22 protein-coding genes are annotated in these 21753 nt (G+C 57.5%); 13 read left to right on the plus strand and 9 right to left on the minus strand.

The features are described 5' to 3' along the window. The coding region (guaB, locus tag VMS83_RS09725; protein ID WP_325412260.1) for an IMP dehydrogenase at positions 1 to 1242 on the minus strand (1242 nt) is incomplete at its 3' end. A 14-nt stretch (positions 1243 to 1256) separates the two neighbouring features. Continuing rightward, positions 1257 to 1946 (minus strand): (5-formylfuran-3-yl)methyl phosphate synthase, encoded by a 690-nt coding sequence (locus VMS83_RS09730; protein ID WP_325412262.1) that lies wholly within the window; start codon positions 1944 to 1946, stop codon positions 1257 to 1259. 42 nt (positions 1947 to 1988) lie between these two features. On the opposite strand from VMS83_RS09730, the gene VMS83_RS09735 reads away from it, so the two are divergent. Continuing rightward, positions 1989 to 2660 (plus strand): HisA/HisF-related TIM barrel protein, encoded by a 672-nt coding sequence (locus tag VMS83_RS09735; protein ID WP_325412264.1) that lies wholly within the window; start codon positions 1989 to 1991, stop codon positions 2658 to 2660. Then, the gene (tmk, locus tag VMS83_RS09740; RefSeq protein WP_325412266.1) at positions 2651 to 3271 is read left to right on the plus strand and encodes a dTMP kinase; all 621 of its coding nucleotides are present in this window, start codon (positions 2651 to 2653) and stop codon (positions 3269 to 3271) included. The genes VMS83_RS09735 and tmk overlap by 10 nt, the downstream gene beginning before the upstream one ends. Positions 3272 to 4073: 802 nt before the next feature. Here tmk and VMS83_RS09745 read toward each other — a convergent pair. Beyond that, complete coding sequence (locus VMS83_RS09745; protein WP_325412267.1) at positions 4074 to 6668, minus strand: valine--tRNA ligase; 2595 nt, start codon at positions 6666 to 6668, stop codon at positions 4074 to 4076. Between the two features lie 119 nt (positions 6669 to 6787). Between VMS83_RS09745 and VMS83_RS09750 the strand changes: the two genes are divergently transcribed. Further along, positions 6788 to 8014 carry a DUF92 domain-containing protein gene (locus tag VMS83_RS09750; protein ID WP_325412269.1) on the plus strand — a complete coding sequence of 409 codons (1227 nt, stop codon included), beginning with the start codon at positions 6788 to 6790 and terminating at the stop codon, positions 8012 to 8014. A 387-nt stretch (positions 8015 to 8401) separates the two neighbouring features. Here VMS83_RS09750 and VMS83_RS09755 read toward each other — a convergent pair whose 3' ends face one another. Together VMS83_RS09755 and VMS83_RS09760 are read right to left on the minus strand one after the other, a co-directional pair. Further along, entirely contained in the window at positions 8402 to 8722 is a 321-nt protein-coding gene (locus VMS83_RS09755) for a hypothetical protein (RefSeq protein ID WP_325412271.1), read from the minus strand. 182 nt (positions 8723 to 8904) lie between these two features. Continuing rightward, on the minus strand, positions 8905 to 10074 hold the full coding sequence (locus VMS83_RS09760) for a redox-regulated ATPase YchF (protein ID WP_325412273.1): 1170 nt from the start codon (positions 10072 to 10074) through the stop codon (positions 8905 to 8907). Positions 10075 to 10203: 129 nt separating this feature from the next. On the opposite strand from VMS83_RS09760, the gene VMS83_RS09765 reads away from it, so the two are divergent. Both VMS83_RS09765 and VMS83_RS09770 read left to right on the plus strand, forming a co-directional pair. Further along, a complete protein-coding gene (locus tag VMS83_RS09765) occupies positions 10204 to 10794 on the plus strand; it encodes a pyruvate kinase alpha/beta domain-containing protein (protein ID WP_325412276.1) in 591 nt (196 codons plus the stop codon). A gap of 3 nt (positions 10795 to 10797) precedes the next feature. Continuing rightward, the gene (locus VMS83_RS09770) at positions 10798 to 11649 is read left to right on the plus strand and encodes a hypothetical protein (protein ID WP_325412278.1); all 852 of its coding nucleotides are present in this window, start codon (positions 10798 to 10800) and stop codon (positions 11647 to 11649) included. Between the two features lie 124 nt (positions 11650 to 11773). On the opposite strand, the gene VMS83_RS09775 is transcribed toward VMS83_RS09770, so the two are convergent. After that, a complete protein-coding gene (locus tag VMS83_RS09775; RefSeq protein WP_325412280.1) occupies positions 11774 to 12247 on the minus strand; it encodes a hypothetical protein in 474 nt (157 codons plus the stop codon). A 180-nt stretch (positions 12248 to 12427) separates the two neighbouring features. Between VMS83_RS09775 and VMS83_RS09780 the strand changes: the two genes are divergently transcribed. From VMS83_RS09780 to VMS83_RS09790, 3 genes are all read left to right on the plus strand, one after another. Next, complete coding sequence (locus VMS83_RS09780) at positions 12428 to 13207, plus strand: metallophosphoesterase (protein ID WP_325412282.1); 780 nt, start codon at positions 12428 to 12430, stop codon at positions 13205 to 13207. Between the two features lie 126 nt (positions 13208 to 13333). Beyond that, a complete protein-coding gene (locus VMS83_RS09785; protein ID WP_325412284.1) occupies positions 13334 to 13531 on the plus strand; it encodes an antitoxin VapB family protein in 198 nt (65 codons plus the stop codon). Further along, positions 13528 to 13680 (plus strand): hypothetical protein, encoded by a 153-nt coding sequence (locus VMS83_RS09790; RefSeq protein ID WP_325412286.1) that lies wholly within the window; start codon positions 13528 to 13530, stop codon positions 13678 to 13680. The genes VMS83_RS09785 and VMS83_RS09790 overlap by 4 nt, the downstream gene beginning before the upstream one ends. 44 nt (positions 13681 to 13724) lie before the next feature. Here the strand turns inward: VMS83_RS09790 and VMS83_RS09795 are convergent, their stop codons facing one another. From VMS83_RS09795 to larB, 3 genes are all read right to left on the minus strand, one after another. Continuing rightward, the gene (locus VMS83_RS09795; protein ID WP_325412288.1) at positions 13725 to 15008 is read right to left on the minus strand and encodes a hypothetical protein; all 1284 of its coding nucleotides are present in this window, start codon (positions 15006 to 15008) and stop codon (positions 13725 to 13727) included. An 87-nt stretch (positions 15009 to 15095) separates the two neighbouring features. Further along, complete coding sequence (locus VMS83_RS09800; protein WP_325412290.1) at positions 15096 to 15602, minus strand: nicotinamide-nucleotide adenylyltransferase; 507 nt, start codon at positions 15600 to 15602, stop codon at positions 15096 to 15098. Beyond that, entirely contained in the window at positions 15599 to 16375 is a 777-nt protein-coding gene (gene larB / locus VMS83_RS09805) for a nickel pincer cofactor biosynthesis protein LarB (protein ID WP_325412292.1), read from the minus strand. Before larB ends, VMS83_RS09800 begins: the two co-directional genes overlap by 4 nt. 50 nt (positions 16376 to 16425) lie before the next feature. Between larB and VMS83_RS09810 the strand changes: the two genes are divergently transcribed. From VMS83_RS09810 to VMS83_RS09830, 5 genes are read left to right on the plus strand one after another with little or no spacing between them, the layout of a single operon-like run. Continuing rightward, positions 16426 to 16749, plus strand: a complete 324-nt coding sequence (locus VMS83_RS09810) for an ABC transporter permease (protein WP_325412294.1) — start codon at positions 16426 to 16428, stop codon at positions 16747 to 16749. A 39-nt stretch (positions 16750 to 16788) separates the two neighbouring features. Next, positions 16789 to 18021, plus strand: coding sequence for a histidine--tRNA ligase (gene hisS / locus VMS83_RS09815; RefSeq protein WP_325412296.1), 1233 nt, complete (start codon positions 16789 to 16791; stop codon positions 18019 to 18021). Further along, positions 18008 to 19810 (plus strand): DNA topoisomerase VI subunit B, encoded by a 1803-nt coding sequence (locus VMS83_RS09820; RefSeq protein WP_325412302.1) that lies wholly within the window; start codon positions 18008 to 18010, stop codon positions 19808 to 19810. Before hisS ends, VMS83_RS09820 begins: the two co-directional genes overlap by 14 nt. Next, positions 19803 to 20891 carry a DNA topoisomerase IV subunit A gene (locus tag VMS83_RS09825; protein WP_325412298.1) on the plus strand — a complete coding sequence of 363 codons (1089 nt, stop codon included), beginning with the start codon at positions 19803 to 19805 and terminating at the stop codon, positions 20889 to 20891. The genes VMS83_RS09820 and VMS83_RS09825 overlap by 8 nt, the downstream gene beginning before the upstream one ends. 18 nt (positions 20892 to 20909) lie before the next feature. After that, positions 20910 to 21614: a class I SAM-dependent methyltransferase gene (locus tag VMS83_RS09830; RefSeq protein WP_325412300.1), complete on the plus strand. Its 705-nt coding sequence runs from the start codon at positions 20910 to 20912 to the stop codon at positions 21612 to 21614. Positions 21615 to 21753: the final 139 nt, after the last annotated feature.

A 21753-nucleotide genomic window follows, 5' to 3' on the forward strand; every position in this document is an offset into this window, starting at 1 on the left:
CACGAACTTTGTGGCCCCGATCCCCTTCTTCTGGAAGTACCGGTCGCTGGACTGCCCTGAGCTCATGACCCCGAGAGAACCCATGCCCCGGTACTGCTTGTAGCGCCGGCCCTTGATGGTGATCACCTTGCCCGGCGCCTCATCGGTACCGGCAAACATGCTCCCCATCATGACGGTATCGGCGCCGGCCGCGATGGCCTTTGCCACATCACCCGAGTACCGCACACCCCCATCGGCGATAACCGGGACACCGGCAGGTGTCGCGAGCTCGGCTACATGTGCAATAGCCGTGATCTGCGGAACACCGGTGCCTGCCACGATCCGTGTAGTACAGATAGAGCCCGGGCCGATACCGACCTTGATGCCGTCCACACCGGCATCCAGCAGGGCTTCTGCTGCCTTGCTGGTGGCTATATTTCCGGCGACAACCTCCGCGTTCACGCTGCCCTTGATGTTTTTGACCGCCTCGACCACCTTCATGTTATGGCCGTGGGCACAGTCAACGACGAGAGCGTCCACACCATGGGCATCGAGGAGGGTCGCCCGGGTGAAGTCGAACGGCCCGACTGCCGCGGCAACCTGCAGGTTTCCTTTCTTATCCCGGGTTGCCCGCGGGTACTGGCGCTTTTCGAGAATGTCCTGCATCGTGATGATACCGATCAGCCGTCCCTTGTTGTCTGCCACCGGCAGGCGCTCGACCTTGTTTGTGTACATCACTTCGAGCGCTTTTTCCGGGGTAATATCCTCGGGTGCCGTGATCGGCTTTTTGGTCATGATGGTCCTGATACTCTCCTCGCCGCAGCGGGAAACGATTGCCCGGACATCACGCCGGGAGACGATCCCGATGATCTTCCCTTTACCCACTACCGGGACCCCGCCGATACTGTACTGGTGCATCAGTTTCTCGGCATCGGCTACCGTTGCGGTGTCCTCTACGTAAAGCACGTCGCGCTCGATGAGCTCCTCGGCCTGCTTGACCACATTGACCTCCTGGAGCTCGTGCTCGGCTGTCATGTTCCGGTGGATCACCCCGATCCCACCCTCGCGGGCAAGGGCAATTGCCATTGTCGACTCGGTCACCGTGTCCATGGCGGACGAGACCAGGGGGATATTGAGGTGAATGTTTTTGGAAAACCGGGTCTTGGTAGTGGCCTCGGCCGGTTCTATCCAGGATTCAAGTGGCTCCAGCAGCACGTCATCGAACGTGAGGGAGAGGGGAACATCCAGTTTGTTGAGGTACATGGCACACCTGATTGTTATGAGCGTATCCTCGCCAGTGCAGTCTTTACGAGATCCTCGCGAATGGTTGCGTTCCGATCGCCGCCGCAGACCATACCCCGGACCCCGATGATCTCAGGGTCTATCCGTTTGAGGGCATCGATATCGGCGAAAACGATCGAGCCGGCAAGGGCCGTTCCCAGACCAAGCGCCCGGTTTTCCTTCGTGAACCGGGTAAGGGTCGCCTCGTCCATGAAGGAGAAGGTACTCCGCCCGTCCTTGATCCCGGTATCCACCATCGCATAATCGGCCCCGCATTCCGCGGCCAGGGGCGAGAGGTCGAAGGGGGAGATCGATCCCATCCGCTCGTAATCGGAATAGCCTGCGATGACCACGAATTTTTCGGGAAACTCGTCCTTGACGGCACGGGTAACCGCTGCGATCACCTCGCGGGCCTTGTCTTTGCCGGAAAAGGCAAGCCCAATCTTGACATAGTCAGCCCCTGCACACGCAGCCCCGTATGCAGCGAGGGCGGCCCCTCCCGGCTTGTAGGGAAAATCGCCAATGGCCGCACTCACCGGTTTTTTCGCAAACGATTTGATCTCCCGGATGACCCAGGGAAAATTTGCGCCGAGGGAGCCCTCGGATGGTTTTTTGACATCGATGATATCGGCAGCGACAGAACAGTGAGCCTCGGAGATGGAGCTGGGGCTGACCAACAATTGCATAAGCTTTAATGATCTTTTGTACTAATAGTGGTTGCGTTACCGATGGAACTGGTGCTTGCGTTGGATTTGCGGCGCAATACGGTCGTACACGGAAAATCCGGGATGCGTGCGACCTACAAACCGCTGGACTGGGGACTTTCTCCGACGGCAGAACCGGTCGGTTTTGTAACAGCGATCGGACCCAGATTCCTCTATATTGCCGATCTCGACCGGATCGAAGGAACCGGCAACCATGATTCGCTGGTCCGGGAATGTGCCGGCCTTGTTGAGTGCTGCTACGTTGACCGGGGCGTAAAGACACCTTCTGATCTGATTGCCGGACCCGGCATCAAAAACGTCATCGGCACCGAGACCAGTATTGCCGATCTCTCGCGGTACCATGGAGGATACCTGAGCGTGGACGTAGTAAACGGAAAGGTGATCCCAGGCGGGGATCCTCCTGAGACCGTACTCCGGGCTGCCCGGGCCTGGGATTTTGAGGGCTGCATTATCCTCAACCTCGGCTTTGTGGGAACCGAAAAAGGGATAGGAACCGGGCCGCTCGCCGCGTGGCGGGCCGCGTACCCGGGCCGGTTACTGTATGGAGGGGGTGTTGCCAATACCTCCGATCTCGATATGATACATGCTGCCGGTTTTGACGGTGCCATCATCGCAACCGCCCTCCATAAAGGCACCATTCCGGCCGAGGCAATAAGGAGAGGCATATGGTCCTAGTCACGATCGAAGGGATTGACGGCACCGGTAAGAGCACGCTGCTTGCAGCGCTCAGGGAACGCCTCAAAGATCTTGACCCGGTCTACACCCGCGAGCCAGGAGCTACGTGGGTGGGGGAAGCGGTGCGGAGGGCTGTGGCCGAGCAGATCGATCCCGTGACCGAGGCAACACTCTTTGTCGCCGACCATGCCGCTCACCTTGCAACGGTTGTGCGCCCGTCGCTTGCAGCCGGCAAGCTCGTGATCTCGGACCGCTACTCGGACAGCAGGTTTGCGTACCAGTCGGTCACGCTCGATGGCATTATCCCGGGACCGGAGCGCTGGCTCCGGGCCATGCATGACGGGTGGTCCGTAGTCCCGGACAAGACATTCCTGCTTGTAATCCCGGTCGATGATGCGCTCGCCCGCCTCTCGACAAAGAGCGGGAGGGAGCACTTCGAGCGGCGCGAGGTGCTGGAGAAGGTCCAGAGCCGGTACCTGGAATTTGCCCGGGCGGAGCCGGGTCGGTTTGTGATCGTGGATGCCCTGCTGGACAAAGATGAGGTTGCCGGTTTTGTTGCCGATGCGATCCGGCAGGTAGTTGCCGATGGAAAAAAACACAAGAGGAAATAACCGGGGAACACTATTCGATCAGGCTCTCGCGGAATTCTGTTTTCAGATATTTAACGAGAGCATCCCCCGGAAAATACGCCCGTAATACCGTCCGATTTACTTGGAAACAAATCAGGCTTATTATATCGTTTCTTTTGCTAAAATATGCCCAAATTGAGCCCCATATAATGCCCATTACAGGGCCATGGCGGCCTTTTTTCGGCCCCTTTTTCCGGGATCGGACAATTGCCCGTTTGGTATAAGATCGGCCCGCAAAACGCGTATATGAGAACCTTTAAATTCGTCCGATTGCAAAAATAACGCATATTTGGGCTTGTTTTAAAACGGAGCCCAATTTGGGCTCCGATGGGGTCCCGGAAAGGACCATCCGGGCTCAATTCGGGCCCGGATTAGGGTATCTCAGATCGTGGGATCCGGGGTTTTTGACCCCATATACCCCATGGAGGGTAGTTACCACATCCGATAGGAGTTCCCGCGGCGGGCGAAGGAAAAATGATCTGACGCATGCAACCGGAAAACGAAAGAACCAATTTTGAAATGAGAGAGAAATCATTTCGCAGAAGTTTTCCAGGCCGCTGAAACGATGCGATGCCAGACGCGAGAAAATGCCTCGTCGGGTTTTACGCTACGCACTTACCGGGATCCGTACACGCAACCGGATTCGGTTACGGGGATTGCTAAGCGAAAAGAGCAGGCGCCCGGACACTCACTTGCCCCGCCGTGCCCCGCGAGGGGCCCTGAGGCGGGGAGCCATCGCTTCGTGAGTACTCAACAAAACATCAATAACAAATGTTAAAAAAAATTATTCCTTCGTCGCAATCGTCACGATCACATCTCCGACCGTGATTACATCGACTTTTGCGCCCTCTTCCACGTAGGAATATTTCGGCATAAACGCATTCTCCGGGACCGCAAGATCCTTCCCGTTCACGGTGATCGTCTCTGGCGGGTGTGCCAGCTCTTCAGGCGAGAGTGCTTTGACTGCCTCCATGAATGCCCCGGCATCCTTCCGGAAGGTCGGGCCGACCACGGACCGGTTGAAGTCGATGCCGGAGATCACTTTCTCGAGGTGGGCCTTGTCGGTCCGCCAGTGGACATCCGCGTTTAAGGCCCGGGCAGTGTCGTTCTCATCGCTTGTCGTGTGCGGGGCATAGATCGTGACTTTCCCGAGCGGGGCGTTCAATGCCAGGCCCTTGTCGTGCTTGTACTTGCGCACTTCCGCGACCACCTTTACGAGCAGGTCGCCTTCTGCCCGTGCCGCGGGGTCATCAAAGGTGAACGATACCCAGGGTTGTGTGTGAACGCTTCCCTTACGGAGGTACGTGTAGCATTCCTCGGCGAAGTACGGGATGAAGGGTGCGAGCATCCGGCAAAGCGCATCGTACGCGGTATAGAGCACCCGGCAGGCGCTCTTTCGTGAAGCATCGTCGGCATAGAGCCGGCCCTTGGCAAGCTCGATATAGTTGTCGGCGAGCACATCCCACGCAAACTCCCGGATTCCCTTGAGCGCCTCGTCGAACTCGTAGTTCTCCATCGCGGTGCTGACTTTCTCCACCGTATCGGAGAGCCGGGCAAGCAGCCACCGGTCGGCAAGCGCGGTAACCGGTGCGTTCTCGTCAATGCCTTCCTTGCCAAACTGGATCAGCGCAAAGCGGGCGATGTTCCACATCTTGGTCTGGAACCGTGAAGCGGCAATCACATCGTTCCAGGAGAACATGATATCGGATCCCATCGCAGCGCCGGTTGCCGCCCACTGCCGGAGTGCGTCCGCGCCGTATCGTCCCACAAGATCCTCGGGCACGATCACGTTACCCCGGCTCTTGCTCATCTTGAATCCGTCCTCGCCCAGCACCATGCCGTTAACGAGAATCTGGTCCCAGGGTTTGCTGCCGGTAAGCGCTACCGAACGCAGGATCGAGTAGAATGCCCAGGTCCGTATAATATCATGGCCCTGCGGCCGGATCTGCGCCGGGAAGATCTTCGGCTTCCCTGAGCCGTCCCAGCCGGTGACGTTTAAGACCGAGATCGACGAGTCCATCCAGGTATCCAGCACATCCTCCTCGCCCCTGAATTCGTGGCCCCCGCACTTCGGGCAGGGGTGTTTTGGTTTGGTGAGCGTCGGGTCGCAGGGAAGATCCTTTTCGTCCGGCACTACGATCTCGCCACACTTTGTACAGGTCCAGACCGGGATAGGGGTTGCAAAGATCCGCTGCCGGGAGATGCACCAGTCCCATTCCATCTGGTCGATCCAGTTCTCCATCCGCCGCAGCATATGCTCGGGATACCATGTGATCTGGTGGGCTGCATCCCGGATCTCCTTTTGTTTGATCCGGATAAACCACTGCCGGTTCGAGAGGATCTCGATCGGGGTCTTGCAGCGCCAGCACGTTCCCACGCGCTGCTGGAGGTTCTCCTGCTTTCTGAGAATACCGGCTTCCTTCATATCGGCAAGGACTGCTTTCCGGCATTCGGAAGTGGAGAGGCCGGCATACTTCTGGCATATCCCGGTCATCTTTCCCGTGCGGTCGATGGCCTTCCGGAGCGGCAGGTTGTGCTGCTTCCACCAGTGGACATCCTGCTTGTCCCCGAATGTACAGATCATTACTGCGCCGGAACCGAATGCCGGGTCAACCGCCTCATCCTGCACCACGGGGACCGCGTGGCCAAAGAGCGGGACGTTGAGGGATTTACCTTTCAGCTTGTGGTACCGGTCATCGCCCGGGTGAACTGCAACCGCGACGCAGGCGGCAAGCAACTCCGGCCGCGTGGTTGCAATCTCCACACCATCGAAATCAAAAAAGTTGAGCTGCGTCTCGCGGTCCTCGTAGGAGACCTCGGCAAACGCGATAGCCGTCTCGCACCGGGTACAGAAGTTCACCGGGTGTTCGTCCTGGTAGATGTAGCCGGATTTAAGCATCCTCAAAAACGAGAGCTGCGTTTTCGAGTAATACTGCGGCATCATCGTGATGTACTCGTTACTCCAGTCGGTGGAGAACGCCATGCGCCGGAGGGTAAGGCGCATCTGTTCAATATTTTTGAGGGTGAGCTCCCGGCACATCCGGCGGAACTCCTCGCGGGAGACGTCGTTCTTGGTAATATGGTTGAGTTCCTCGACTTTTACCTCTGTGGGGAGGCCATGACAGTCCCACCCCTGGGGGAACATCACGTTGTAGCCCTTCATCCGCTTGTACCGGGCGAAGAAATCGATGTAACACCAGTTCAGCGCATTGCCGATATGGAAATTGCCCGTGGGATAAGGCGGGGGCGTATCGATCACAAACTGCGGCTTTTTCGAGTGGTGGTCAAAATAGTGGTCCTCGTCGCGCCAGCTCTTCCGCCAGCGCTCCTCCACCTCGGCAAAATCGTAATTTTTGGGAAGTTCGTCAGAGGAAGCCATTCCGTACCGGATTGGTTGTTGCACAAAATATAGTGATCGTCCCCTGCCCGTGGGAAAGGAAATGCACCGCAGGGAAAAAACGATAAGGCTCTTCTTATCCGGGATCACATATCTTGACAATGGCAAAGCAGCGGGGACTGGGATACGCAGCAGCGCTCACCGGTGGTGCCATCCTTGCCGGCCCGTACGTGCAGTCGCTGTGGTCCTCGTGGCTCATGGCCCTTATTATTATTCTCTCCTCCCTCATCCTCTGGCGGTTCTTTGACCTGAAATATTTAGCGTACGTCTTTTGCATTCTCTCCGGCCTGTACGCGGTCAACCTCCTGCCATTTCTGGTCCTTGCCACAACAATGGCCATGATAGCACTTGGCGAACTGGTCTTCCAGTCGGGGACCGATGATCTCAACACGTACTTCTACTACATTGTCTCCACGGCATGGGCCGGGATCCTGGTCATGGTCTACCTCCACGAGAATGCCTTTCTCATGGTCATCTTCGGGATCATTGCCGCAGTGCTCCTCAAGGTGATCCTGCTGCGCTTCGAGGACTCGCTCGTGCTCGAAGGGATAGGCATAGCGATGACAATGTACCTGATAAAAGAGCTCAATTACACGGCCGACATCGAGATCGTGATCGTTGCTGTTGTTATTGCTTTTGTCTTCGGGTATTTCGCGTTCCGGGCGAAGACTGCTGATCTCTCAGGCCTCTTCTCGATTGCCCTTGTGGGCCTCATCCTGCTCGTCTTTGCAGACGCCACGTGGCTTCTGGTGATGCTCACCTTCTTTATCCTCGGCTCGGTCTGCACCCGGTACAAATTTGAGTACAAGAAACGGATCGGGGTTGAGCAGGGCAGGAGCGGGGCCCGGGGGTACCGGAATGTCTTTGCCAACGGGATCGTGGCCTGTGCAGCCGCCGTGCTCTACGGCGTTTTTGTCCACCCGGTCTTTATCGTGATGTATGTCGGGTGCGTGGCAACAGCAGCAGCGGACACGATGGCAAGCGAGATTGGAGTGACCGGCGGGATTCCCTATATGATCACCACGCTCCGCAAAGTACCGATCGGGACGAACGGAGGGGTCACGATGACCGGGGAAATGGTAGCTCTGGGCGGGAGTCTCGTGGTCTCGCTTGTTGCACTCGGTCTCCATGTCATTACCCCATGGATGATGGTTATCTGTACAATCACGGGCTTTGTGGGCACCAACCTGGACAGCCTTGTCGGGGCACTGCTCGAAAACAAGGGATTCCTGGGAAATGCAGGGACAAACTTCCTTGCTACCCTTGGCGGCGGTCTCTTTGCGGTCGTATTGTACTGGATCTTTGTGACGCATGGTATTGCGTGGTAAAGATCCCTGTTCCGGACAGGTCAGGAGAAGCCCTTGTGCGGGGTATCCCACCATGTACATCCAGATCCTCTAAACCAGGTTGGAATCAATACTGCAATCCCAATCCCGGGAGATGGAAAGAGATAGTTGCGACAAGTGCACTCTTCAGCAGCAGCCATTATTGTTTTTAAAGAGAAGAAAAAATTTGCTCCATAGATATTCCAACGAGATTATAAACGCTCCCGGGGGCTGCCGCCCCCGCCGCTTTGGCATCCCCCGCTTAGCGATGATGCCGTATTACCTGCACACAAAGATGGAACAATTGAAGATTCACTTATTCGGGTAATACCAAATGCACCGCAAGAGGGGGGCATAGTTAAAAAGGGATTTTCTCCAGAGCCAAAAAATTTAGAGGCTGTCAAGGCTGACCGCGTTGAAGTCCTGGGCCACGTCCTTGATATCCTTGACACCAAACGCAGTCTGGACGCTCGCGAGCTCGAGCTCGTTTGCCGCATCGCAGACGTAATCGAGGATGTCAATCGAGAGCTCCTTTTTGACCTTGCTCTTCTTGAGCTGGTCAAGCAGGGACGCCATCTTTTCCGGGGATTCCATGCGGAGCTTCGCGAGGCTCATGACACACATGTAGATGCGTGTCAGGTTCCTGTCCGTGCCGGTGATGGTGTCAAAGAAGTTCCGGATCACCTGTGCCTGGTAGATTTCTCCTCCCATGGATTCACCTCCTGTTCCTTATTCAGGTAATTCCCCTATACACTGGGTCATGTTATAAGGTTTGTGGTAAAAGGGGGCCAAATCGGGCCAAAATCGCGAAAAAAAGGGCAATTTTCGCGCAGGAGCGGCGGCGTTGTCTGACAACGGTATGACACCCGTCACACCCGGCCGTCCGCCGGCGCTCACTTCGCGGCACTCACGATCTTGATAATGTCTCCATCCTTGAGGAGATGGTTCTCCTTGATACGCATCTTGGTGCGGGCATCGATCGCATACAGGAATCCTTTCCCGATATCGGTGTGGACCTGGAACGCGAGGTCGTGCGGTGTCGAACCTTTCTTCATCAGGAACGCATCCGGCAGTACATCTCCCTGCTTGTTGCAGAACTTGTGCTCATCCTCCACCGGGTAGATGACAATCCGGTCGAGCAGCTCGAAGACTGCCCGGTTGATCGCATCCTGAACACCGGTCCCGTGGTTCTTCTTCATCACATCGGCGATCTTTACCAGGCCTGCCTTCTGGGGAGGGGAGAGCGTGACTCCGTTGCTTACCTTGAACTCCTTATCGCCCGGAAGGTACGTGATCACCTTTGCTGCCACAGCATTCCGCAGGGCCAGTTCTGATGCAGCACTGACAAACGCGACTTTCTGTGCAGCCAGTTTCTCCCGCAGGGCATCGGGTGTCTCATCGATCTTGTTGCCCACAACAAGCATCGGCTTTGAGATCTTTACGATCTCGGCACAGAACGGTACCAGGCTCTCCATCTGCGCATGGACAAGATCGATCTTTAACCGGAGTTCGGCATCATGCACGTCCTCGGGCGTGATCCCCAGGCCCGTGAAGACCTCGGCAATACCCTGGTGGATGGAGAAGGTCTTGGCCGAGGCCTGGCGCGAGAGGTGAGACCAGTGCTTATCGAGGATCCCGTACACCCACATGGTCATCTCATACTCGAGGAACTTTACATCCTCAGCCGGGTCGTGGTTCCCGGCACCTACCGGGTTTCCTTCGCTGTCAGTCCCGCCGCTCGCATCGATCATGTGCAGGATCGCATCGGCCTGCCGGAGGTTGTCGAGGAACTGGTTGCCAAGGCCCTTGCCCTTGTGCGCATCGGGAACCAGCCCGGCGACATCGATAAGATTCACCGCTACAAAGCGGACACCGTCAACGCAATGGCCGCAGGTGAGATCGAGGCCCCGGCAGGGACAGGTGGTGCGCACGTATGCGACACCGAAGTTGGGATTGATGGTCGTAAATGGGTAGTTGGCGATCTCTGCGTTCGCCATGGTGGCCGCCTTGAAAAAGGTCGACTTTCCACAGTTTGGTTTGCCTGCAAGCGCGAGGGTGATCATTGTATCTCCTCAAAGATGGGAAATTTTTGGCACCCGCAGGCGGCAGTGCCGGCCCCACGGGAATAATACCGTATTGTTCTTTTTAAGAAACTGACAAAGTTTTTCATGGCAGCTTATTAAAAGATACTTATGGCGTTTACTGCAAAAACCTGCTATTATTTTGAGAAGCCGGGCCCGGCAAACACCGGAGATGCAGCCCGGTTTGCCGTTGAGCGGGCAAAGGAACTGGGGCTTTCAACCGTGGTGGTGGCGAGCAGCTCCGGGGAGACCGCGCAGGTCTTCTTTCAAGCGATGAAGGGTACGGGCCTCTCCCTTGTAGTCGTCACCCACGTGAGGGGTTTTGTGAAGGCCGGGGAATGGGAGTTTTCGGACGCGACCGCAGAGGAGCTCCGCAAACAGGGGGTAAAGATCGTAACCGGTACCCATGCCCTCTCCGGTCTCGAACGGGCACTCTCCCGGTCGCCGCGGGTTGGCGGGGGATCCCGTACCGAGGCGATCGCAGAGGCGCTCAGACGCGTGGTTGCGGTCGGGCTGAAGGTAGCCGTAGAGTGTGTGCTGATCGCTGCCGATCAGGGTGCCATCGGGATCGAAAAGGAGGTAGTGGCAGTTGGCGGGACTGCAAGCGGTGCGGACACGGTCTGCGTGATCCGCCCGGCATACACGGCGAGCTTCTTCGATCTCCAGGTGCGGGAGATTGTTGCCATGCCCCGGGTCCGGTGACCCATGGTTCTCGCCGAGTTACAGGAGGCTGTCCGGACAACCGGACGGGCGCCGGTGCTGTGGGTTCCCGGCTTTGTCGCGGGACTGCTCGCTGCACTTCTCTGGATCCTGTACAATACCTATGGCACCTTTTTTACGAGCCGGCTCCTCATCCTCGCTGCACTGGTGCTGGTCCTGTGTGTTGCCGGTACTTTTGCCCTGATCAGGACGGGAGGAACCGGGGCCGGGGAGTTGGTACGCGGGGGAGTGCAGTATTATTTCCGGGTGCTGCTGCCGTGGATCGTGATCACCGGTGCGCTCCTGCTTGCCTTTGTGCTAATCATGACAGTGACTATCATGACAGGAGGAGATTCAATGGATTACAGCGTTACAGGTTTTCTTGCTTTCCTGGTCATGATCCCCACGCTGTTTGTCACGTTCTTCTGCGACACGGCTGCCGTTTTCGAAGATCTCGGGGTCTTTAAATCCCTGCGCCGCAGCATCGGGCTTGTCGCCGGCAATGCAGGAGCGGTGTTAGGCTTTTTTGTCGTCTGCGCTCTCCTCGTGTTTGCGGACGTCTTTGTCTTTGCCATAGTCTGGGAGGGGTTGCTCTACGATAAGCTTGCGCCGCTGGCCCAGTACAACGAGACCCAGTTTGCAGCCGTCACCCCCCAGCAGCTGATCAGCATGATCGGCCCGGACGGCATGTGGGTCACGGCTGCCGTTATCTTCATTGCTCTCCTCTTCATTGTCCCGCTCCTCCTGGCATACAAGGCCTGCTTCTACCGCAGTATGGCCGGAGGCCAGGCAACCCCCCCTCCGGCCCGGCAGATGAGCGGGGAGTATGACAGCAAAGGGCGCTGGTACAAATACTGATTTTTTTTACCGGTTCAGGCGGTAAACAGAAAAACACACCGCCCGGCACGATCGCTCTACGATGAAAAAGGGATAAATTCGTGCCTGTTGCCGGACCGCATGAGGCAGGCCGGGTTACGCTTTTTTAATGCAGGCCCAGCGCACTCTTGTAATTTTCGAGCATCCTGATGACAAACTTCCGGTGCTCTTCGAGCGCCTGTTCATCGTCAGGAGAGCTGATCACCGCTGTCGCGTAGATGAGCAGGAGAGCGTTGTCAAGATCGAGCGTAAGCGGATCCTCGTTAACTTCCGGTGCGAGGCTGATCGCAACATACGACCGATCGGTTTCATCGAACCGGGGGACGGACTCGGGCCGGACCTGGGCGTTCGCGTAGGCAATTGCGTACGTGTTTATAATTGAAAGCGCTTTTTTCAGGGTTGTGCCCGGCCCGTTACCGGGTACCTGCGCAATGGCTGCCGCGCACTCCCGGAGTGTTTTTTGGTACAGTTCAAACTTGAACGAGAAGAACGCCGACGCAATGGTGTGCCCGGTCTCTTCCGGCAGGTAACTGAAGGCTGGGCGGATCCGTTCGATATAATCCTTGAGAAATGTCTCCATGGTATCTCCTCATGCTTCCTGTATGCGCGGAGGCGCTGCAGCAGGCCTCGTGCTGGTGCATAGTACTTGTGCGGAAATCAGACATAACCGTTCCTTTCCGATCGCTAAAACGGTATTGATTGAACCCGGGGCATCACGGGTATATAAGAGAATGAACGACCAATATCCATCCACTGATCTATGGGCACGGTTGTCTTTTCTGATGTACATGCCGATGCTGATGCCCTCGGCCTCGTTGCAGCCTTTATCCAGGACCCCTCATTTCAGGAGCGCTTCGGGCCTGTAGATACCATCATCAACCTCGGCGATCTCCTGCACCGGGGCAACTGCCCGGAACCTACGCTCAGCCTCATGTCAGATCTCTCCGGGAAGTTCCGGCTCATCTCCGTGATTGGCAACCATGACCATGCCTATCTCAACGGCGTCCCGGTCTCGGGGAGCGACGAGATCAGCACCTTCAGGCACGAACAATTGCGCGGTTCGCCGCTCCTTGGGATATTTACCGACATGCCCATGGAATGGGTGGACCAGGGCGTGCTCTTTGTCCATGGCGGGCCGCTCGATCTCGGCACCCAGACACTCCGGCTCAAGTGCTGGCAACGGCTTTCGCACACGGCAGGCGACTCCTTTACCGGCTACCATTATACGGCTTCGATGGCCTTCGAAGCGCTGGAGCGGCGGGGGCTCTCGTTTATGGTCTGCGGTCATCAGCACACCCGGGTCTGCTGCCGCAAGACGCCGGAAGGGATCAACGATCACCTGATCCGGTACATCCCGGAGAAGGACCCTGCAGGGAGCAGCAGCCGGATCGATGTGGCCCGGGTACCCATGGACATGCCGACCCTTTTCAGGATTGGCGGGTGCCACGGGGACCGGCCGGAATTTGCGTTCCTTGACGGGACTGCGTTCACTTTTATCAGGCTCGCCCGCCCGAGCCGCTGCGGTGCCCCGTTTGCCTGAGCCGGGCATCCAGGCTGTACGGCCCGTACCGGAAACGCCTGATTTACCGAGATTTTAGCGGTTGTTTAAAAAGCCGGTTGCGATTTTTGAGATACTTTTATATATGGTTACCACAGAGTGGTAATTATGCCTCGTGCAGGCGAGGGACGATCGATCCGGATTGATCCCGAGGTGTATGAGGCTTTGCTTGCGCTCAAACGCGGCAACATGACCTTCAGCGATGTGATTGCACAGATGCTCCACGAATGCTATGGCTGGTCGGACGCCTTCCCGGGCGGCCAGAGCGAGCTCGCGGATTTCATGGGAAAAGAGGCCCGGAGATGAGGGAAGCCGGCGGGGGCTCCCCTGAAGAACGGGAATTTCCGGGCCGGCACGTCCCGGGTGCAGGCACATCGGGCTGGAGTATTGAAAAAGACCTTACCCAGGACAGCCTTGAACTGATCATCGAAGATACAGAAGACTTGTTCGCATAAAAAAAGAGAAAATACCATCCCAGGAGCGGACCAGGGTCTTACCCTCACGCTGGTTCGTCTTCCTGAAGTTGCACCGTCTCCCCCCTCATCTCTCCCAACTTTTTTGCAAGATCTTCACGGAGCCGGGGGATTGAATCATCACGTTCCTTTCGTGAGGCAAGCAGGGCACGGTGTTCCTGTTCCTCGTGGGCACGCATGCTTTCCAGCTGCCCCTTCTCGCGCTCGAGCGAGAGGAGCCGGGCAGGTACCGGGTGGGAGAGCAGGACCTCCTCTTCTTTCCTGTACTGTTCCGCAATTTCGCTGTATTTCATGCACAGTCCGCTCACTTCCGCGGAGAACGCGGCCGTGTCGGTAAAGACTGCACGTTCCTCACGATTTTTCAGGAGGATATCACCATCACGGATCATCTTCTGCACGATTGGGCAGGCCGTATCAAGGACTCCGGTGACCTCTTCGGCCGTGGCGATTTCATGGTTCGAAAGGATCTCCATGGCCTCTTTGAGGATGCGCACCTCTTTTGACAGTTTCTTTCGTATCGCGATCTTCTCCGCCTTCCGTAAAACATGGGAGGCCGTCATGGTGAGCGCAGCATAGCGCCTGCCGAGATCATCGCGTTCCTTTCCGAGTCCGGCACAGCGGGCCCGGCCGTCATCGAGCGCATGGAGGGACTCATCCGCAGAGAGCCGGGCGGTCTCAGCAGCAATCGCGTCAAGGCGCTGCACGATCCCGGCAAGGCGTTCCCGGATCCGCTCCTCCTTTGCAAACGAGTGCTGGTATTCTGCCCGTGCCCCGGAGAGTGTGCTGCAGATATCCCGGGCCACCGCAATCCGGGCCATCTCCTCATTGAACCTCCCCAGGACCTTGGTCATTGCATTGATCTCGTGACCAATCGTATCGATTCCGGTCCGGATCTCCTTCATTTCCTCGGGTAGCGCCACGGTGAGGTACCGGCCCTGGCCGCGCACGGCATTGAGACAGCCCCTGACGCATTCGACCGCAGCAGTATAAAACTCCCGGGGATCATCCGGCAGCTCCCGCGCAAGCGACGTATTCATTGCCTTAAGAAAGAGCGGGAGCGAGTTTTTTGCAATGCTTTTTATCCGGGGGTGGGCCTCATGATCCTGGTCAGCGTCCTGGAGGTTATTGACCGTCAGCTGGAGGCGGGCTGCGGTGGCGCGGATTGCCTGCACCGGTTCGGCAACCTCTGCCTCCAGCACCGCCCGCGCTTCTTTCTCCCGGTCTGAGAGCCACGAGGGCACATCGCGCTCTGCAAGGGTGATCGCGCTGCCCGGGGACGAGCGAAGGAGAGACTTGAGAAATTTCAGCATAGGGATCCTCAATAACGGACCGGCACAAGGATACCGGGTACTGGAGAAGAGATTAGCTCGCACTCAAAGAAATGGTTCGCGGTCACCTCAATCGTCCCGCGAGATCTGGCGAAGTCGTTCCACCCCATCGATCTCGCGGATCACGGTCACCACCGTTGGAGGTACTAAGTGCTCCCACTCCTCCCCCGCAAGCATCCGGCGACGGATCTCCGTGCCGCTGTGCCGGTCGCGCTCGTACATGGCCGGTGACTGTACCGCGATCCCGGCCTCCGAGAAGAGGCGAACAACGAGCGGGTTGGAAGAATAACAGGTATCAAACGGCGGTGTCATGGACATGACATGGGAGGCCCAGAGCGCATTTCGCTGCACGTCCTCAATGGGGATGACGTAGTACGGGCATTTGAGCGCTGTCAGGGCTCTCGTGATCATGAGTACGCGCTCTCCCGCGGTAAACGGATTTTCAAGCGTGTGGGAGAGCTGGGCACTCCCTACACCGATAATGATCTCGTCGCATGTCCCGGCAAGCTCGGTGAGCACGGCCTGGTGGCCGTTGTGGTATGGCTGGAACCGGCCCACATAAAATCCCCGCTTCATGGTTTTCCACCCCCGTTTGCAACCCGGGCCGCAAAGGCGCCTGCGGTAAATCCCGCATCAATATTGACGACAGCAATGACCGAACATGACTGGAGCATGCTTGCAAGAGCGGCCCGCCCCTTGCCCATGTACCCGTAACCGGTGCTTACGGGGACACCAATAACCGGCTTGTCCACAAGACCGGCAACCACCGCGGGGAGCGTACCTTCGCGGCCGGCGCAGACAATAAACACATCAGCATCCATCATGGGCTTTAATGCCGGGAAGAGCCGGTGAATGCCGGCCGCTCCGACATCGTAGGCCGTCCTGACCGTGCAGCCCATCTCCTCCGCGATCACCTTTGCCTCCTCTGCGACCCGGATGTCCGAAGTGCCTGCGGTAATGATCGCAACCACGCCACCGGTTGGTTCCGGCGCGATCCCGTTCGAGAGCACGAGTACCCGCGCAGCATCCCGGTGCTCCACGGAAATCCCCGTGCCCGCACACCGCTCCTCAACAGCGGCGGCCTGCGCCGCATCCACGCGTGTGAGTATGCAGCGGCCGGCGGCTTTCGCATGCCGGGCCGCGATCTCCGCAAGGGGTGCCGCATCTTTTCCTTCCGCAAGCACCACTTCGGGCATCCCGCACCGGACCGCCCGGCCGAGATCAAGGCACGCAAAATCCCCAACCAGCTCCATCCGGAGCCCTTCAATCTCCTCTGCTGCGGCTTCGAGAGGGATCTCGCCGTTCTTGTACCGCTCAAGGACCGATGAGAGAACTGGATTTGCGCGCATGGTGTGATAATACAGATATGGAGAGGCGTGTTATAAGTTAGTTCATTGCCATGTCGTACCTGCTCTATGTAGCGTATTTTGGCGGCGCTGTAGTGATCCTGCTCTGGCTGCGCGATGCGCGGATCTTCTTCCGGACCGGCCTGCCCGGATACCGGAAAGCAGCGTACCACGGGGTGCTCTACGGGGCTCTTGGGACGTTTGGCGTCCTGTGCGCGATTGCAGGGGATGCCTTCGAGCTCCTCGGCCTCGCCATTATCCTTGCGGCACTGTACCTGCAGGGCAGGATCGAGAAAGAGAAGGTCTGGAAGGGAGATGAGAGCACGCTCGTGCGCCTCCTGGGCAGCGCACCGCGCCGGTTCCCGGACAAAAAATAAGGGTGCGGCAAAAAATAAACTATCAGGGATTTTACAGGCATGATCCAGAAACCACGAGGCACACGGGATTTCCTTCCCGAGGAGATGGAAGCGCGACGCAGTGTCGAGGCAAAGATGCGCGAGGCGGCGCGACTATTCGGGTACCGGGAGGTCTGCACGCCCGAGTTCGAGGAACTCGATCTCTTCACGCTCCGGTCGGGCGAAGGGATCATGCAGGAGATGTACGTCTTTGAGGACAAGGGGGGGAGAAAACTTGCCCTGCGTCCCGAGATCACGGCAGCCGTGATCCGGATGTATATCAACGAGGCAAAAGTCGCGCCGAAACCGCTGCGCTGGTGCTACTTTGCCGACTGTTTCCGGTACGAGCGCCCGCAGAAGGGGCGGTACCGCCAGTTCTGGCAGTTCGGGGCCGAACTGATCGGGGCTGACACCGCGATGGCCGACGCGGAAGCTATCATGCTCGCTTCAGAGGCCCTCAACGCCACCGGCGTTACCTGGGACCTGAAAGTCGGCCACCTTGCCTTCATGAAAAGCCTCCTTGCCGGTCTTGAACCGGCAGCCCAGCGCCGGGTGATGGCACACCTGGACAAGAAGGATTTCGAGGGTCTTTCTGCGATTCTTGCCGGCATGGGAAAGCCGGACCTGAACGATTCACTTACCTCTCTCGTGGAATGCCGCACGCTCGCGGAGGCCTTTGAGATCGCTGACGCTATTCCTGAAAAGGAGCGCGTTGAGCAGACCATGGGAATCCTTGATGCTGCCGGTGTCCGGTATTCCCTCAACTTCGGGATCGCACGGGGTCTGGACTACTATACCGGCATGGTTTTCGAGGGCTTTGCCCAGAACCTTGGTGCCGAGAACCAGATCCTGGGGGGAGGGGCGTACCGGCTCGCGCACATCTTTGGCGGGGACGATGTCGCATCGGTCGGCTTTGCGATCGGCTTTGACCGGGTGATGGTCTCGCTGGGAGAAGTCCCTGTGGGAAAAGATACCATTGCCGGCATTGTCTGCACAGATGAGGGCCGCAGCTTCGCGCTCTCTGTTGCCCGCCAGTTCCGTAATGCAGGGATCCGGGCAGAGATGGATCTCATGGGCCGCGGCCTGGGGGCTCAGCTTGCCCATGCGTCAAAGACCGCGGATTTTGCGGTCGTGATCGGCAAACGGGAAGCAGACGCCGGGCAGGTGACCTTAAAAGATCTCCACTCGGGAGAGCAGAAGACACTCGACCCGGCCGCGGCAATTGCCGAGGTGAAGGCTTATCGTACTTGCTGAGGAGCTTGCAAAGCAGCAGCGCAGCATCAGCGTAGCAGAATTTTTCGAAAAGAACAAGCACCTGCTGGGCTTTGATTCGCCCACCCGGGGCGTAATCACCACGATCAAGGAAGCGGTGGACAATGCCCTTGATGCCTGCGAGGAAGCGCAGGTACTGCCCGATATCTACATCAGCATCAAAAAGACCGGGCCGGAGATCTTCCGGATTATCGTTGAGGACAACGGCCCGGGAATTGTCCCTGCCCAGGTCCCGTTCGTGTTCGGGAAACTCCTGTACGGCTCACGGTTCCACCAGATCCGGCAGACCCGGGGCCAGCAGGGGATCGGGATCTCGGCTGCGGTGCTCTACGCACAGCTGACGAGCGGCCTTCCCACGGTTGTTATCTCGCGAACCGGTGCAAAGGAGCCTGCGCATAAGTTCGAGATACAGATCAGGATCGAGACGAACGAACCAGATGTGATCTCACAGCAGCCTTTCGAATGGGACCGGATCCATGGTACCCGTGTCCAGATCGAGTTCAAGAGCACGATGTCAGCGAAGAAGAAGCTGCTCGAGTACCTCAAGTACACATCCGTTGTGAACCCCCATGCCCGTTTCCGGGTGGAACTGGATGACGAGGCATTCACGTTCGAACGCGTGAGCCAGGAAGTGATCGCATGCCCGGTGGCGATCCAGCCCCACCCGCACGGGATCGAGTTCGGGCAGCTCAAGCGCATGGCCGCGGTAGGCGAAGGAAAACTGATTGACTTTCTCGTGAACGGTTTTTCACGCGTAGGTAAGAAGACCGCGCAGGAGATGTGCGACCGTGCCGGCCTCAAACCTGCCGCAAAAGTGGCCGGCCTCTCCGCTGACGAACTCAAGAACCTCCTTGCCGCTATGCAGGCAGTGGCGGTCCCTGCCCCGCCCACCACCCAGTGCCTTTCGCCCATCGGTGAAGACTTGATCCGGCGCGGTCTTGACAAGGAGTTCCAGATGGACTTTGTTGCGGCCCGTACACGCCCGAGCTCGGTTTACTCGGGGCACCCGTTTGCCGTGGAGGCTGCGATCGGGTACGGCGGCCGGCTTGAACCCGAAGGGAACGCGACCATCCTCCGGTTTGCAAACCGCGTCCCGCTCATGTACCAGCAGGGCGCCTGTGCGATCACCGAATGTATCGCAAATGTCAACTGGAAAGCATACACCATCTCCCAGCAGGGCCTGCCCATGGGCCCGGTCCTGATCCTCGTCCACGTAGCCTCGACCAATGTGCCGTTCACCAGTGAGAGCAAGGATGCAATTGCGAGCATCCCGGAGATTGAAAAGGAGATCGTGCTCGCGCTCCAGGACCTGGGCCGGGAACTCAAGACCTTTCTCTCGCGGAGAGACCGCAACAAGCTGGCCGAAGACCGGGCCCGGGCTGTCTGCGCGGTGATCCCCGAGATCGCGGTAAAGGTGAGCGAGATCGTGGAAAAGCCGCTCGTGGACACTTCCCCCATCGAAGGAAAACTCATGCGGAAACTGATCGCCAAGAAGTGGACGCGGGACGGGAACGTGACCATCGAGGTGAACAATTACACCGGTTCCGATGTCGAGATCTCGGTCTACGATATCTCCGCAGACACTGCAGAAGGCGCGGATATGCCGCCGGCGTTCTCGACCGAGATGGACGGGCAGTTCACGAAGGTCTGGAAGATGGCAATCCCCAAACAGACGGTCTGGCGCGTCGCCTACCCCGGGAAGGGCGGAGGGATGCTCGACATCCGGGGCATAGAGGACAACAAGAAGATGGTGGTGGATCTCGATGTCTAAAGAGGAACTGGACGCACGCTCGATGAAGGCGCTTCTCGCGATAGCATCTGCCTGGTACGACCAAATGAAAGGCGGGGAGATCCCCTCGATCTCGCTCCCCACCCGTACCAAGTATAACATTGAGTACGATGACGCAAGCGAGGTCTGGAAGTACGGGGACAAGGAGAGCCTGCGGACCGCGGCCACGGCAAAGAGCGCCACGCATCTCCTGAAGATGGCATACGTGATCGGTTTTGTCAAACAGCAGCTCATCGAAAACCGGTCTTCAACACTCAGAGAAATGTATTACATCTCCGAGGGTTGGAAACGGGCGAAGTTTGGTGCGCAGGACGAGAGTAACTTCCTTGTCGAAGACCTCGAGATCATCTCCGATGTGCCCCGCGAGGGCTTCCACCTCCGCCCCGAGGAGAACGGCGCCTCCGTCTACGGGCCCATGCGGATCCGGGAGCCGACACGGCGCGGCCTCAAGACCATCCACTGCCAGGACGATGTGGGGGAGGCCGGATATTCCATCCCGAACAACGTGGAGAATCTTGAATTTGTGGATCACGATGCAAAGTTTGTCATCGCTATGGAGACCGGCGGTATGTACGACCGGTTGATCGAGAACGGGTTCGACGAGGAGTACAACGCGATCCTCCTCCACCTCAAGGGCCAGCCGGCCCGATCCACGCGGAGACTGCTCAACCGGATCAGCCAGATCTGGGATCTCCCCATACTCGTCTTTACTGATGGCGACCCGTGGTCATACCGGATCTACGCATCGGTTGCATATGGTGCGATCAAGAGTGCACATATGTCCGAGCTGCTTGCAACTCCTAAGGCACAGTTTTTGGGACTTCAGCCCAGCGATATCCGGGACTACAACCTGCCGTCGGACAAGTTGTCGGAGAAGGATATCGAGGCGCTGAATGCGGAGCTGACCGATCCCCGGTTTGCGACAGATTATTGGAAGAAGCAGATCAATTTGCAGCTCGAACTTGGTTTAAAGTCAGAACAACAGGCATTTGCGGCCCGCGGGCTGGACTTTGTCACGAAAAAGTATTTGCCGGCAAGGCTGAGCGAGATGGGTGTGATCTGACCGGAGTGGGAGCCTGGCATGAAAATAGATGAGATGTACACAAACGGTCAGTACCTCAAACATAACCCGGGCTGGGGTGCCGAGGATGCAGCATGGAAAGCGGATCAGATATTTTCGATGATTCGGAGACAGGGAATAAAACCGTCGACAATATGCGAAGCCGGATGTGGATCCGGGGAAATTCTCCGTCAGCTCCAGCTGAAGATGGATGAAAACTGCGTGTTTACCGGCTATGACATATCCCCGCAGGCAATTGATTTCGCGAACAGGCACACCAACCCGAACCTTACCTTCCAGCTCGCTGACATCTCGGAAGAAAAAGAAAAGACCTTTGATCTGATCCTGTTGATCGATCTTATTGAGCACCTTGAAGATTATTTTGCGTTCCTGCGAATCCTCAAGAATAAAAGCCCGTATAAGATTTTACATATCCCCCTTGAGATGTTTGCGATCTCCACCCTCTACCCGTCATTCCACCTTGGCCAGAAAAGAAAAGTAGGCCATCTCCACTTCTTCTCCCGGGAAACAGCTCTCCAGATGCTGAGGGATCTTGGGTACGAGATTGTGAATTTTCAGTATACTGCAGGATACCGGCTCCCCTGTCACGACTATGGTATGAAGGATAAAATGCTTGGCGTACCACGCCGGCTTCTCTATCCGCTCGCTCCCGATCTTACCGTCAGGATATTTGGCGGATACTCGCTCCTTGTGCTGGTGAAATGAGATGATTAGGGATCTGTCCCATCCTGTCAGCCGGGGGAAAAACCCATTGTACACACTCGGCCTTTTTGCAAACATGTACCCTGCTTATGAAGGTGATTACCGGGGGATTTTTATCCGGCAGATGGTAAACGATCTGGAG

Origin of the sequence: Methanoregula sp. (assembly GCF_035543475.1) — an archaeon.
Classification (GTDB): Archaea; Halobacteriota; Methanomicrobia; order Methanomicrobiales; family Methanospirillaceae; genus Methanoregula.

Bases quoted from the DNA above. Each gene is read 5' to 3' on its own strand.
- VMS83_RS09730 (WP_325412262.1), bottom strand. From the start codon at position 1,946: ATGCAATTGTTGGTCAGCCCCAGCTCCATCTCCGAGGCTCACTGTTCT.
- VMS83_RS09735 (WP_325412264.1), top strand. From the start codon at position 1,989: ATGGAACTGGTGCTTGCGTTGGATTTGCGGCGCAATACGGTCGTACAC.
- tmk (WP_325412266.1), top strand. From the start codon at position 2,651: ATGGTCCTAGTCACGATCGAAGGGATTGACGGCACCGGTAAGAGCACG.
- VMS83_RS09745 (WP_325412267.1), bottom strand. From the start codon at position 6,668: ATGGCTTCCTCTGACGAACTTCCCAAAAATTACGATTTTGCCGAGGTG.
- VMS83_RS09750 (WP_325412269.1), top strand. From the start codon at position 6,788: ATGGCAAAGCAGCGGGGACTGGGATACGCAGCAGCGCTCACCGGTGGT.
- VMS83_RS09755 (WP_325412271.1), bottom strand. From the start codon at position 8,722: ATGGGAGGAGAAATCTACCAGGCACAGGTGATCCGGAACTTCTTTGAC.
- VMS83_RS09760 (WP_325412273.1), bottom strand. From the start codon at position 10,074: ATGATCACCCTCGCGCTTGCAGGCAAACCAAACTGTGGAAAGTCGACC.
- VMS83_RS09765 (WP_325412276.1), top strand. From the start codon at position 10,204: ATGGCGTTTACTGCAAAAACCTGCTATTATTTTGAGAAGCCGGGCCCG.
- VMS83_RS09770 (WP_325412278.1), top strand. From the start codon at position 10,798: ATGGTTCTCGCCGAGTTACAGGAGGCTGTCCGGACAACCGGACGGGCG.
- VMS83_RS09775 (WP_325412280.1), bottom strand. From the start codon at position 12,247: ATGGAGACATTTCTCAAGGATTATATCGAACGGATCCGCCCAGCCTTC.
- VMS83_RS09780 (WP_325412282.1), top strand. From the start codon at position 12,428: ATGGGCACGGTTGTCTTTTCTGATGTACATGCCGATGCTGATGCCCTC.
- VMS83_RS09785 (WP_325412284.1), top strand. From the start codon at position 13,334: ATGCCTCGTGCAGGCGAGGGACGATCGATCCGGATTGATCCCGAGGTG.
- VMS83_RS09790 (WP_325412286.1), top strand. From the start codon at position 13,528: ATGAGGGAAGCCGGCGGGGGCTCCCCTGAAGAACGGGAATTTCCGGGC.
- VMS83_RS09795 (WP_325412288.1), bottom strand. From the start codon at position 15,008: ATGCTGAAATTTCTCAAGTCTCTCCTTCGCTCGTCCCCGGGCAGCGCG.
- VMS83_RS09800 (WP_325412290.1), bottom strand. From the start codon at position 15,602: ATGAAGCGGGGATTTTATGTGGGCCGGTTCCAGCCATACCACAACGGC.
- larB (WP_325412292.1), bottom strand. From the start codon at position 16,375: ATGCGCGCAAATCCAGTTCTCTCATCGGTCCTTGAGCGGTACAAGAAC.
- VMS83_RS09810 (WP_325412294.1), top strand. From the start codon at position 16,426: ATGTCGTACCTGCTCTATGTAGCGTATTTTGGCGGCGCTGTAGTGATC.
- hisS (WP_325412296.1), top strand. From the start codon at position 16,789: ATGATCCAGAAACCACGAGGCACACGGGATTTCCTTCCCGAGGAGATG.
- VMS83_RS09825 (WP_325412298.1), top strand. From the start codon at position 19,803: ATGTCTAAAGAGGAACTGGACGCACGCTCGATGAAGGCGCTTCTCGCG.
- VMS83_RS09830 (WP_325412300.1), top strand. From the start codon at position 20,910: ATGAAAATAGATGAGATGTACACAAACGGTCAGTACCTCAAACATAAC.